This is a genomic window from Streptomyces sp. NBC_01546 (genome assembly GCF_045208355.1).
Classification (GTDB): domain Bacteria; phylum Actinomycetota; class Actinomycetes; order Streptomycetales; family Streptomycetaceae; genus Streptomyces.
This window is the reverse complement of record NZ_CP109379.1, coordinates 2,985,487-2,997,847: the sequence shown is the minus strand read 5'-3', so window position 1 is coordinate 2,997,847 and position 12,361 is coordinate 2,985,487. Positions and strand designations below refer to the sequence as shown.

Genomic DNA, 12,361 nt, shown 5'->3' with positions numbered 1-12,361 from the left:
AGCGGGAATAAAGGCTACGCCTCCTCGGCGGTGAGATGCAGACCGGGCGGGACATCCGTCGCGTAGGTCACATCGAACGGCGGGTTTCGCTGCCTGGAATGGCGGGAAACAAGCGCGGTTCGGGTAGGGGGCACCCAGGTTGCGGCCCCCTTGGCTTCGCACCCCTGACGGACCCCGGGTACGTGTGGCCGAGATCATGTCCTTCCCACTCGAACCCTACGTCAACGCGGCGCCTGCGAGCTGCCCGGAAGCGTGACGAGGATGCGGCAGCCCCGTGACGATTCGGCCACGCCGATGTGCCCTCCGTGCAGCTCCACGGCCCAGCGGGCGATCGCCAGGCCCAGCCCGGTGCCGCCGTCGCCGGCCCGCGCGCTGCCCCGGTTGAACCGCTCGAAGACCCGGTGCCGCTCGGCTTCCGGGATGCCGGGACCTTCGTCCCGCACCTCCAGCGCCAGACCGCCGGGCGCATCGCCGGCCCGGGCGCGGACCGTGACCCGGCCGTGCGGAGGGCTGTGCTTGACCGCGTTGTCGATCAGGTTGGCGACGACCTGGTGAAGCCGCTCGGCGTCCGCGTACGCCGTCAGCTCGGGCGGGAAGACGTCCAGGTGCAGGTGCACGTCGTTGCGGGTGTGCCCGCCCGAACCGGAGAGCAGACCCGGCCGGCCCGCGGCCGCCAGCCCCGACTCCTTCAGCACCCCCGACAGGTACGGCCACACCTCGAAGCGGCGGGCCTTCAGCGGGACCACGCCGTTGTCCACCCGGGACAGGTCCAGCAGGGTCTCCACGAGGCGGCCCAGGCGCTCGGTCTGCTTGAGCATCGTGCGCATGGTCTCCGGATCGGCGGCCGAGACCCCGTCCACCACGTTCTCCAGTACCGCCCGCAGCGCGGAGATCGGCGTGCGCAGTTCGTGCGAGACGTTGGCGACGAGCTCCTTGCGGTGCCGGTCCACCGCCTCCAGGTCGTCCGCCATGAGGTTGATCGTCGAGGCCAGGTCCCCCAGCTCGTCGCGGCGCCCCGCCTCGCGGACCCGGCGGGTGTAGTCGCCGCGGGATATCGCCCGGGCCACCCGCGTCATGTCGTCCAGCGGCGCCGTCAGGCTGTGCGCCACGAACTGGGTGATCAGCATCGAGGCGATCACCGAGAAGACCGTGATGAAACGCAGCTCGGTGTCCGTGCGCAGGGCCACCAGCAGCAGGCCCGTCGTGATGAAGACCGAGACCACCACGAGGGTGCCCAGCTTGGTCTTGATCGAGAACGGCGAGAAGGGCCGCAGCCCCGGTCCGGGGTGCCGGCCGCTCATGCCTGCGCCGGGGTCTCCAGGGCGTACCCGACGCCGTGGACCGTACGGATCCGCTCCGCGCCGATCTTGCGCCGCAGGGCCTTGATGTGGCTGTCGACCGTACGGGTCCCCGAAGCGTCGGCCCAGTCCCACACCTCGGCCAGCAGCTGCTCCCGGGAGAGCACCGCCCGCGGGGTCCCGGCCAGGCACACCAGCAGGTCGAACTCGGTCGGCGTCAGGTGCACGTCCTCCGTCTGCACGCGGACCCGGCGCTGCGCGTGGTCGATCTCCAGATCGCCCAGGCGCAGGGTGGCCCCGCGCGGGGCGTGCGCGGCCAGTGTGGCCCGTTCCACACGCCGCAGCAGTACGTGGACCCGCGCGGCCAGCTCACGGATGGAGAACGGCTTGGTCATGTAGTCGTCCGCGCCGACCCCGAGACCGACCAGCAGGTCGGTTTCGTCGTCCCGGGCGGTGAGCATCAGCACCGGGACCGGCCGCTGGGCCTGGACCCGGCGGCAGACCTCCAGTCCGTCGAAGCCGGGCAGCATCACGTCCAGGACCAGCAGCTCGGGCAGCCAGCTCTCGGCCGCGGCGACGGCGGCCGGGCCGTCCGCGGCCGTCTGCACCTGGAAGCCCTCGGCCCGCAGGCGGGCCGCGATGGCCTCGGCGATGGTGTGGTCGTCCTCGACGACGAGTACGCGCCGCTGGGCGCCGGGGGTCGCCGAGGCGCCGTTGTGGGTGGTGTGCGTCTGTTCCATGTCCCGGTCCGCCCCTGAAGATCTGCGTGGTGGGGTGCAGCGTAGAGGAGGCACCGGCCTGCGGCTATGCGGGGTTCGGACAGGGCATTTGTGCTGATCATCCGGGTTGGGGGCGGGATGTACCGGCCTAGAGGGACAGTCCGTGGCCGTGTGCGAAGACCGGGTTCTCCGTGTCGTTCGGCACATCGGGGCGGGAGGCTTCGACGGCCTTCATCGAGCGCGGGAGCTCGAAGGGGAGGCGGCCCTCGGGGACGGCGCGGCCGAAGGCCACGTCCAGCAGGGCCGCGTCCGAGGCGCCGTAGTCGGCGATCAGCGCGGCCGCTCGCGCGGCGATCTCCGGGATGACGGCGGCCCGTTCCAGGTTGATGCAGACCAGGGTCGGCACCTGGTCGAGCAGGGTCAGGATCTCGGCGAGTTCGGGCTCGGGGAAGGCCAGCGAGCCGGAGTGGAAGAAGGACTCGAAGACGTTCTCCCGGGGCTCGTACGGGGTCCGCAGGCGCAGGACGGCCAGGTCGGCGGCGGCCGGGTCGGCCACGACCTCGCCGTACGCGGCGGCGACGGCCTCGTCCACGTTCCGCACGTACAGCTTCGGCCTCGGCCCAGGCTCCGGCTTCGCGGAGAGCGGAATAATTCCTTCCGGATTTGTCAGCACCGTGAGCGAGCGACGCTGCGCCGCGGCGCCCAGGGCCGTGAAATCGGCCCGGCCCACCGTCTCGGCCGCCGTGTCCGGATCCACGTACGGATTCTCGAACAGCCCGAGCCGGAACTTCTCGCGCAGCAGCCGCCGTACCGACGCGTCGATGCGGGACTCCGCGATCCGGCCGGAGCGGACCAGATCCACGACCACCTCGGGGCACTGCTCGCCGCCGAACTGGTCGCAGCCGGCGTCCAGGGCGCGCGCCGCGCGCTCGGCCGTGCTCAGGTGCTCCAGCCCCCAGGCGCGCGCCGGGTGCATCTGACCGAAGATCGCCGCGTCGTTGAGCAGGCCCCAGTCGGTGCAGACGATGCCCTCGAACCCGAGCTCCTCGCGCAGCAGGCCGGTGACCACGCCCTTGTTGAAGCCGAAGCCGACCTCCTCCCAGTCGGTGCCGATCGGCTGGCCGTAGTACGGCATCATCTGCGCGCACCCGGCGGCGATGGCCGCCTTGAAGGGCTCCAGGTGGTGCTCGCGCATCCCGCCCGGGTAGACCTGCTCCTTGCCGTGCGCGAAGTGCGGGTCCTCGCCGTCCTTCTGGGGGCCGCCGCCCGGGAAGTGCTTGACCATGGCGGACACGGACTCGGGGCCCAGCTCCGGGCCCTGGAGGCCGCGTACGTACGCCTGCACGAGCTCGGCGGTCAGCCGGGCGTCGGAGCCGAATGTGCCGGTCTGGCGGGCCCAGCGCGGTTCGCTGGCCAGGTCGATCTGCGGGTGCAGGGCGACGCGGAAGCCGACGGCCAGGTACTCGCGGCGGACGGTGTCGGCGAACCGGAAGACCAGGTCAGGGTCGCCGATGGCGGCCAGGCCCAGGGCCTCGGGCCAGGCGGAGAAGGCTCCGGCGTTGAAGGAGGCGCCGATGTTGTCGGTGAAGGCGTGGCGCGGGTCGGTCGAGAGGGTGACCGGGATGCCGAGGCGGGTGGCCGCGGCCATCTCCTGGACGGCGTTCTGCCACTGGGCCATCTCGCGGGCCCCGTACGTACCGAGCAGGTTGAAGTGGGTGAGGAGTCGCTCCCCGATCAGCTCGGGCGTGGTGAAGGGGAGCATCGAGCCGTCGGTCTCGGTGACCGGGGTGCCGTCCGCGTTCATCATCAGCATGGAGTGGAAGAGCTGGCCGGCCTTCTCCTCCAGCGTCATCCGGGACAGCAGGTCCTCGACGCGCCGGTCTACGGGGAGCGAGGCGTCTTTGTAGGCGGGGGTGTTCATGGGGGCTCCTGAGGGGGCTCGGTCGCGTCGCCGACCGTGGCGCCCCAACGTAAACGTGAAAACCATGCACCCACTAGGTTTTTAAAAGTGACCTGGATCACTCCGTGTGAGTGGCCGAAAATATGCAGCGTCTAGGGTGTTCGCATGGCACAGGACGGTGTTCGCATGGCACAGGGCAAGGGGCGCACGGCCCCGAAGGCCGGGGGCCGGGGGACCTATGCGGTGGGTGACGCCCGTCGGCAGAAGATCCTCGACACCGCGGTCGAGCACTTCGCGCAGTGGGGCTTCCACGCCTCCTCGCTGGCCCGCATCGCGGCCGACTGCGGGATCACCCAGGGCGGGCTGCTGCACCACTTCCGCAGCAAGGAGGACCTGCTGCTGTCCGTGCTGGCGCAAAGCGAACGGCACGACATCGAGCGGCTGTTCAGCGAGCCGGCCGACTCGGTGGCCGCGCACTTCACCACCGTCGTCGCCCTCGCCGCCGACAACGCGCGCCGGCCCGGCCTCGTCCGGATGTTCAACACCCTGGTCGGCGAGTCCGGCAACCCCGGGCATCCCGCCCACGCGTACTTCCGGGAGCGCTACGCCCGCGTGCTCGGCTACACCGTCGACCTGCTGGAGGCCGGCATCGCGCGCGGCGAACTGCGCCCCGGCACCGACTGCGAGGCCGTCGGCCGCGAGACCCTCGCGATCATGGACGGCCTGCAGATCCAGTGGGTGCTCGCCCCCGCGAGCGTGGACATGCCGGCCCGGCTGCACGCCTTCCTCGACCGGCGGCTGCGGGAGATCTCGGTCGCGGGTACGGGTCTGGCGGCCCTTCCGGGCCCGCAGGGCCTCAGCCGGCCGTGAACCCGGGCAGCGCCTCCAGTACCTTCTTCAGGGCCGGGGCCAGGGCCTCCTCGTCGGCGGCCACCTCGAAACCGCCGTGCACGAACGCGTAGACGAACCCGTCGTAGACCTTCGGGTCGCCCGTCGCGAACCTGGGCAGATGCGCGAAGTCCGCCTCCCGGAGGGCGGTGCGCAGGGTCGCGAGCTCCGCCTCCGACAGCTTTCCGGTGCCCTCCGGCTCGGCCTGGCTGCCCAGCCGGGTCCACGAGCCGTCGCCCTTGACGACGAGGGTGTGGGTCTGGCCGGCGAAGCCGCCGCTGCGGCTGACCCGGACCAGGGTCTCGGTCGCGGCCGGGGGCGTGGCGGGGGTCGTCGCAGGGGCCGGGCCCGCCGTCGTGGGAGCGGGTGTGGCCGCCGGGCTCGCCGTGCCCGTCGGCGCGGGCCGGCCGTCGACGTCATCCGCACCGGACGGTCCGCATCCGACCAGGACCGCGCACAGGACCGCGCTTGTCACCGCCACCACTCGCAACGCTCGCACACCCACCTCCGCAGGTACTCCCCCGGAACCCCGAGTATGGAGTCCCCGCACCCGTTACGACAGCACCCGGAGGCAGCCATCCGCCGCATCGCCCCCTGGCGCGTGCTCCCGCCGCTGGTCGCCGCCCTCCTCGGCCTCTGGGGCCTGGAGCGCGGCGGCAGCATGTGGCGCGACGAGTCCGTCACCTGGCAGGTGGCCCACCGGCCGCTCGGCGGGCTCTGGGAGCTGCTCGGCCAGGTGGACGCCGTGCACGGCCTGTACTACCTGCTCATGCACGGGGTGTTCCTGGCCTGGGACGGCGGCCCGTGGGCACTGCGGCTGCCGTCCGTCGCCGCCACCGCCCTCGCGGCCGCCGGGGTGGCCGCGATCGGGCACCGGCTCGCGGGGGAGCGGGCCGCGCTGCTCTCCGGGCTCGTGTACGCCGTACTCCCGCCCGTGCAGATGTACGCCCAGGAGGGGCGCTCGTACGCCCTCGTCGCCGCCGCGGTGGTGTGGGCGACGTACCTGATGCTGCGCGAGCGGTGGGCGGCGTACGCGGTGGTGCTGCTGCTCGGCTGCTGGCTGCACGAGTTCGCGGTGCTGGCCCTGCTCGCGCACGCGTTCACCGCCTGGCGCTCGCGCGGCTGGCGCATCGCCGCCGGGGCCGTCGTGGTCCTGCTGCTGCCCCTCGCCCTGGTCAGCGCCCGGCAGGCGGAGCAGCAGCTCGGCTGGCTCGGACGGCCGAGCTGGCAGGACTGGGCGGCGTACGGGGTGCTCGTGGCCGCCGTGCTGCTGCTCGCGCGGGGCGCCGGGTCGCGGGACCCGGGCGGCCTCGGGGAAGCGGGGCACCGGAGCCTCCTGGTCCGCGTGGCCGTGCCCCTCGCGCTGCTGCCGCCCGGGCTGCTGATGACGCTCTCGCTGGTCCACCCCTGGTACGTCGACCGGTACGTGCTCTACGCGCTGGCCGGGCTCGCCCTGCTGGCGGGGGCCAGGCTGGCGACGGCGCGCGGCTGGTGGCCGTGGCTGCCGGTCGCGGCCCTGCTCGTACCCTTCGGCATCTGGTCGGTGTGGCTGCGCACGCCCGAGAGCCGCAAGGACGACGTGCTCGCGGTGGCCGCCGCGGTCCGGGAGCGGGCCCGGCCGGGGGACGCGGTGGCCTTCCTGCCGTCGCGGCGGCGCGAGTGGCTGCTGTCCTCGCCGGACGTCTACGGCGGGCTGCGCGACGTGGCCCTGGACCGCTCCCCGGTGGCCTCGCACAGCCTCCAGGGCACCGAGCTGCCCGCGGCGGAGATCCGCGAGGCGCTCGTCGCGTCCCCCCGGGTCATCGCCCTGCTGGACCCGGCCGGCCAGCCGCTGGACCCGTATCCGCGCGAGGTGGTGAAGCGGGAGACGCTGGCCGCCCGGTTCGAACTGTGCTCGGTCACCGGCGTACGGGGCGCCCGCGTCGCGCTCTACGCCCGCCCGGGCGGCTGCCCGGCGTGAGGCGTGCGGCAGGATGTGGCCCACCACGTCGAGGAGCCGCCGTATGACCCCCAACTCCCTTGAGCCGTCCGGGCCGCTGGTCGGGGCCGACTGGCTGGCCGACCGGCTCGCCGCGCCCGGGCTGGTCGTCTTCGACGCCTCCGTCGGCGCCCACCGCGGCGCCGGGCACCGCATCCCCGGCGCCCGCCCCTTCGACCTCGACGGGGACCTGTCCGACCACGACGCCCCGGCCCCGCACACCATGCCCGCGGCCGCGCGGTTCGGTGAGGCGATGCGGGCCCTCGGCGTCCGCGACACCGACACCGTGGTCGTGTACGACGGCGCCGGCGTCTACTCCAGCGCCCGCGCCTGGTGGATGCTGCGCGCCATGGGCTTCGACCGGGTCGCCGTCCTCGACGGGGGACTGCCCGCCTGGACGGCCGCCGGCCTGCCCGTGGAGGCCGCCCGCCCGGCGTACGAGGGCCCGCGCGGCTCCTTCACCGCCCGCCCGCGCCCCGGGCTGCTGGTCGACAGCTCGGCGGTCGCCGAGGCCCTGGCCGACCCCGCCGCCGCCGTCCTCGACGCCCGCACCCGCGAACGCTTCGCCGGCGCCGCCCCCGAACCCCGCCCGGGCCTGCGCGGCGGGCACATGCCCGGCGCGCTCAACCTGCCCTTCGGGGAGCTCCAGCGGGACGGCGGCCTGATGCGGGACGCCGGGGAACTCCGCGAGATCTTCCGGGCGTTGGCGGGAGAGCGGGAGCGGCTCTACTTCAGCTGCGGCTCCGGCGTCACCGCGTGCGTCCTCGCCCTCGGCGCCGACCTCGCCGGCTACCGGAAGCTGGCGGTGTACGACGGCTCCTGGAGCGAGTGGGGCCTGCCGTCGGACCAGCGCCCGGTGGCCACGGGCGAGGCCACGGGCCCGGCCGGGGGTTGACCCCGCCCGGCGTCCGGATGGATCACTCGCCGCCGCCGCTGACGCCCGGGGCGACGAAGCGCCTGTGCAGAGGGAAGAACTGCGGCTCGGGGTCGCTCTGCACGCCCAGTTCGCCCTTGAGCACGGGGGCGATCCGGGCGGCGATGAACCGGGTGAAGTGGTCCTCGGACTCCCAGACGTCGAGCACGTTGAGACCGCCCGAGACGAACCACGCGGTGTGCAGCACACACCCGTCCGGCGCGTCCTCTTCCCAGCGCACCCGCTTGCGCACCGCGTCGTAGACGTCGGACGTGATCTCAGGCCAGGAAAAGGTCATCACGACTGCCATGGAGCTTCCTCTCGACCGCTTGCACGTGCCGCGGCCGGGTGACGCGCGGCCTCGCACGGCGACGCTAAGCCGCCGCCCTCCCCCGTGCACTCCAGGGCGTCCATCCGCGCTCCGAGGCGTCGTCCATCCGAGTTCCCGGCTGTTCGCCCCAGGCGAACGGGGGTTGGGGAACAACAGGCGGCGCACATGCATTGAGTCGGCATAGCTCAACTTCACTGCCGGAGGGTTGATCATGGCTTCGACGTCCGTAACGCTCACTCTGCCCGTGCTGCCGCTCGACGACGAGGTCGTGCTGCCCGGAATGGTCGTTCCGCTGGACCTGTCCGACACCGAGGTGCGCGGGGCCGTGGAAGCGGCCCAGGCCGCGGCGGGCACAGGGAAACCCCGGGTACTGCTCGTGCCGCGGATCGACGGGAAGTACGCCGGGACCGGGGTGCTCGGCACGGTCGAGCAGGTGGGCCGACTCTCCGACGGGGACCCCGGTGCGCTCATCCGCGGCCGCGGGCGCGTCCGCATCGGCGCCGGGACCACCGGCCCCGGCGCCGCGCTCTGGGTCGAGGGCGAGACCGTCGACGAGCACGTGCCGGACCCGCTGCCGGGCGCGGTCGCCGAGCTCGTCAAGGAGTACAAGGCGCTCGCCACCAGCTGGCTCAAGAAGCGCGGGGCCTGGCAGGTCGTCGACCGCGTCCAGCAGATCGAAGGGGTGTCGGCCCTCGCCGACAACTCCGGGTACTCGCCGTTCCTGACGGTCGAGCAGAAGGTCGAACTGCTCGAGACCGCCGACCCCGTCGCCCGCCTCAAGCTGGCGATCAAGGCGCTCAGCGACCACCTCGCGGAGCAGGACGTCGCCGAGTCCATCGCCAAGGACGTACAGGACGGCGTCGACAAGCAGCAGCGCGAGTTCCTCCTGCGCCGCCAGCTGGAGGCCGTCCGCAAGGAACTGCGCGAGCTGAACGGGGAGAAGGACGGCGAGGAGTCCGACGACTACCGCAGCCGCGTCGAGGCCGCCGACCTCCCCGAGAAGGTCCGGGAGGCCGCCCTCAAGGAGGTCGACAAGCTGGAGCGGGCCAGCGACCAGAGCCCGGAGGGCTCCTGGATCCGCACCTGGCTGGACACCGTGCTCGAGCTGCCCTGGAACGAGCGGACCGAGGACCGGTACGACATCCAGGGCGCGCGGGCCGTCCTCGACGCCGAACACGCCGGGCTCAGCGACGTCAAGGACCGCATCACCGAGTACCTCGCCGTCCGCAAGCGCCGCACCGAGCGCGGCATGGGCGTCATCGGCGGCCGCCGCGGCGGAGCCGTGCTCGCGCTCGTCGGGCCGCCCGGCGTCGGCAAGACCTCGCTCGGCGAGTCCGTGGCCCACGCCATGGGCCGCAAGTTCGTCCGGGTCGCGCTCGGCGGCGTACGCGACGAGGCCGAGGTGCGAGGACACCGCCGTACCTACGTCGGCGCCCTGCCGGGCCGGATCGTCCGGGCCATCAAGGAGGCCGGGTCGATGAACCCGGTCGTGCTCCTCGACGAGATCGACAAGGTGGGCTCCGACTTCCGCGGCGACCCGGCCGCGGCCCTGCTGGAAGTCCTGGACCCGGCGCAGAACCACACCTTCCGCGACCACTACCTGGAGGTGGAGCTCGACCTCAGCGACGTGGTGTTCCTGGCGACGGCCAACGTCCTGGAAGCCATCCCGGAGGCGCTGGCCGACCGGATGGAGCTGGTCCGCCTCGACGGGTACACCGAGGACGAGAAGGTCGTCATCGCCCGCGACCACCTGCTGCCGCGCCAGCTGGAGCGCGCCGGCCTGGGCGCCGACGAGGTGGTCCTGGAGGAGGAGGCACTGAGGAAGCTCGCCGGCGAGTACACCCGCGAGGCGGGCGTGCGCACCCTGGAGCGGTCCATCGCGCGACTGCTGCGCAAGGTGGCCTCCCAGCACGAACTGGGCGAGCGGGAGCTGCCCTTCAGCATCGGCGCCGACGACCTGCGCGGGCTGATCGGACGGCCCCACCACGTACCGGAGTCCGCCCAGGACCCGGCCGAGCGGCGCACCGCCGTCCCCGGCGTGGCCACCGGACTCGCGGTGACCGGGGCGGGCGGCGACGTCCTCTTCGTGGAGGCCTCGCTGGCCGATCCGGAGACGGGCGCGGCCGGCCTGACCCTCACCGGCCAGCTCGGCGACGTCATGAAGGAGTCGGCGCAGATCGCGCTCAGCTTCCTGCGCTCGCACGGCGCCGAACTCGAGCTGCCGGTCGCCGACCTGAAGGACCGGGGCGTGCACATCCACTTCCCGGCCGGCGCGGTGCCCAAGGACGGCCCGAGCGCGGGCATCACCATGACGACGGCGCTCGCCTCGCTGCTCTCCGGGCGCCAGGTGCGTACGGACGTGGCCATGACCGGTGAGGTCTCGCTGACCGGGCGCGTCCTGCCGATCGGCGGGGTCAAGCAGAAGCTGCTCGCCGCGCACCGGGCGGGCCTGACCACCGTCATCATCCCCAAGCGCAACGAGGCCGACCTGGACGACGTCCCGGCCGAGGTGCTGGAGGGGCTGGAGGTGCACCCGGTGACGGACGTGCGCCAGGTACTGGAGCTCGCCCTGTCGGGGGCGCAGGCCCGGGAGGAGCTGACGGTCCCCGCCGCCGCCTGATCGGCAAGCACGCCGAGGGCCCGGGACTCCGCTGCGGCGGGGTCCCGGGCCCCAAGCGGCCTCGGGGAAGTGGGGCACGCCTCCGCGCCGCCCGGCACGGCACCTCGCCGCACTGCCGCATCGCCCGAGTACGTCCAGTACACGGGCGATGCGGCAGCACGCCGAGGCACCGCACCGGACGGCGCGGAGGCGCACCCCACTTCCCCGAGGCCGCTTAGCCCCGCCCGCTGCGAAATACTGGCCGCTCACCCACCACCGAAGGAGCGGTACGTGCACGGGAGCGAAGACCAGGAGTTCCTTGCCCTGGAGCGGGAGCTGTCCGTCTTCCTCCGGCGCGCCCGCGCCTCCTCCGGCGAGATGGCGCGCGCCCTCCACCCCGAGCTGGAGCCCGCCGCGTACGGGCTCCTCGTACGCCTGGAGGCGGCCGGCCGGCAGCGGGCGACCGAGCTCGCCGCGTACTTCGGCGTCGGCAAGGCCACCATGAGCCGCCAGCTGCGGGCCCTGGAGGTGCTGGGCCTGATCGCCCGCGAGCCGGACCCCGCCGACGGCCGGGCCTTCCTGGTCGGCCTCACCGAGGAGGGCCGCGAGCGGTTCCTGCGCGTACGAGGGGCCCGGCGCGAGCAGTACATGCGCAAACTCGCCGACTGGGACCGCGGCGAGGTGGCGGAACTGGCCCGGCTCCTCAACCAGCTGAACGCGGGCGAAGACACCCCGTAGAGCGCTCGCACAGGCCCTAGAGCTCCGCGTAGACCGCCGAGGCGTCGTCGTGCCGCTTGTGCCGGGCCGACGGGCGCGCCGGGTCGGACTCGATCGCGCGGACCCGGCCGATCAGCCCCTCCGCGCCCTCCTTGCGCAGCAGCGCCAGGCACTCGGCCCAGTCGCCCTCCCCGAACGTGTCCGTCCACCGGCTCGCCCCGTCCGTGAGCGCGGCCACCGCCCGGACCCGGCCGCGCGGGGTGCGCCCCGTCACCGCCCGGGCCGCCACCGCCGGATCCGCGGCCGCGGTGAAGAAGCCGCCCTCCGCGTTCCGCAGGGCGTCCGTCGCCTCCACCGACCGCAGCACCTCCCGGGGGATCCGGTCCAGCCGGTCGTCGAGCACCGCCGTCACCTGACCCCCCGGTTCCTGGAGGAGCAGTACGGAGTCCGAGAGGACCAGGTGCTCCACGTACGCCTCGTCCCAGCGGACGACGACCACCGTCGCCTGCGGCGTGCGGACGTGAGAAAGGTCACAGGTGTCCCGGTGCGCCTCGGCCGTGGTGCGGACCGCCTCCGCCAGGATCCGGTCGAGCGGCATGTCCCGCCGCGATCCGGACAGTTCGGTCAATCGGCCGCCGAGCCGGGCCGCGAACCACGGCACCCCGTGCACGCAGCCGTCCTCGCCGCGCGGCGGAGTGACCCCGTCCAGGGCGACCAGTACGCCACCGCCCGAAGCGGGGATCGCGGCCGACACCCAGTCCTCATTGGGGCGTTCCGGGCTGCCGGGGGCAGAGGCGAGGTCGATGCGCATGCGGGCATTCTGCCGGGCGCGGGGTCGCCGAGCGAGGGTAGGTCCGTACCAACGGGCGAGGCGGCGGGCGGGCTCCCGTGCGGGGCGCCGGAGGGCCGGGCGCCGGAGGCCCGCGATGTGGGCGGGCATACTGCCAAAGCCCGCATCGATCTTTCAACCACCTGTCCACGGAAGCGCTCTGGCACCGGGTGCCCGAGTTGGTCGCCA

The 12,361-nt window shown here is 73.5% G+C and carries 11 protein-coding genes; 5 read left to right on the top strand and 6 right to left on the bottom strand.

What is annotated here, in order from left to right; all coding sequences use genetic code 11:
• Positions 1-221: 221 nt before the first annotated feature.
• The 3 genes from OHA89_RS13280 to OHA89_RS13270 form a co-directional block, all read right to left on the bottom strand.
• Positions 222-1,301 carry a HAMP domain-containing sensor histidine kinase gene (locus OHA89_RS13280; RefSeq protein WP_257554219.1) on the bottom strand — a complete coding sequence of 360 codons (1,080 nt, stop codon included), beginning with the start codon at positions 1,299-1,301 and terminating at the stop codon, positions 222-224.
• On the bottom strand, positions 1,298-2,038 hold the full coding sequence (locus OHA89_RS13275) for a response regulator transcription factor (protein WP_215146826.1): 741 nt from the start codon (positions 2,036-2,038) through the stop codon (positions 1,298-1,300). The genes OHA89_RS13280 and OHA89_RS13275 overlap by 4 nt, the downstream gene beginning before the upstream one ends.
• Positions 2,039-2,165: 127 nt before the next feature.
• Positions 2,166-3,938, bottom strand: a complete 1,773-nt coding sequence (locus OHA89_RS13270) for a glycoside hydrolase family 3 N-terminal domain-containing protein (RefSeq protein WP_266614997.1) — start codon at positions 3,936-3,938, stop codon at positions 2,166-2,168.
• A gap of 165 nt (positions 3,939-4,103) precedes the next feature.
• Here OHA89_RS13270 and OHA89_RS13265 point away from each other — a divergent pair, with 165 nt between their 5' ends.
• Positions 4,104-4,787, top strand: a complete 684-nt coding sequence (locus OHA89_RS13265; RefSeq protein WP_266614995.1) for a TetR/AcrR family transcriptional regulator — start codon at positions 4,104-4,106, stop codon at positions 4,785-4,787.
• Here the strand turns inward: OHA89_RS13265 and OHA89_RS13260 are convergent.
• Positions 4,774-5,304 (bottom strand): hypothetical protein, encoded by a 531-nt coding sequence (locus tag OHA89_RS13260; protein WP_266614993.1) that lies wholly within the window; start codon positions 5,302-5,304, stop codon positions 4,774-4,776. The genes OHA89_RS13265 and OHA89_RS13260 overlap by 14 nt on opposite strands.
• A gap of 36 nt (positions 5,305-5,340) precedes the next feature.
• Between OHA89_RS13260 and OHA89_RS13255 the strand changes: the two genes are divergently transcribed.
• On the top strand, positions 5,341-6,765 hold the full coding sequence (locus OHA89_RS13255) for a hypothetical protein (protein WP_266614991.1): 1,425 nt from the start codon (positions 5,341-5,343) through the stop codon (positions 6,763-6,765).
• A 43-nt stretch (positions 6,766-6,808) separates the two neighbouring features.
• Positions 6,809-7,678, top strand: a complete 870-nt coding sequence (locus OHA89_RS13250) for a sulfurtransferase (RefSeq protein WP_266614990.1) — start codon at positions 6,809-6,811, stop codon at positions 7,676-7,678.
• A gap of 22 nt (positions 7,679-7,700) precedes the next feature.
• Here the strand turns inward: OHA89_RS13250 and OHA89_RS13245 are convergent, their stop codons facing one another.
• Positions 7,701-8,006 carry a hypothetical protein gene (locus tag OHA89_RS13245; protein WP_215146832.1) on the bottom strand — a complete coding sequence of 102 codons (306 nt, stop codon included), beginning with the start codon at positions 8,004-8,006 and terminating at the stop codon, positions 7,701-7,703.
• A 232-nt stretch (positions 8,007-8,238) separates the two neighbouring features.
• On the opposite strand from OHA89_RS13245, the gene lon reads away from it, so the two are divergent.
• Together lon and OHA89_RS13235 are read left to right on the top strand one after the other, a co-directional pair.
• Positions 8,239-10,647: an endopeptidase La gene (lon, locus tag OHA89_RS13240; protein ID WP_266614989.1), complete on the top strand. Its 2,409-nt coding sequence runs from the start codon at positions 8,239-8,241 to the stop codon at positions 10,645-10,647.
• Between the two features lie 270 nt (positions 10,648-10,917).
• Positions 10,918-11,364: a MarR family winged helix-turn-helix transcriptional regulator gene (locus tag OHA89_RS13235; RefSeq protein WP_257554212.1), complete on the top strand. Its 447-nt coding sequence runs from the start codon at positions 10,918-10,920 to the stop codon at positions 11,362-11,364.
• A gap of 16 nt (positions 11,365-11,380) precedes the next feature.
• On the opposite strand, the gene OHA89_RS13230 is transcribed toward OHA89_RS13235, so the two are convergent.
• On the bottom strand, positions 11,381-12,154 hold the full coding sequence (locus OHA89_RS13230; protein WP_406366237.1) for a protein phosphatase 2C domain-containing protein: 774 nt from the start codon (positions 12,152-12,154) through the stop codon (positions 11,381-11,383).
• Positions 12,155-12,361: the final 207 nt, after the last annotated feature.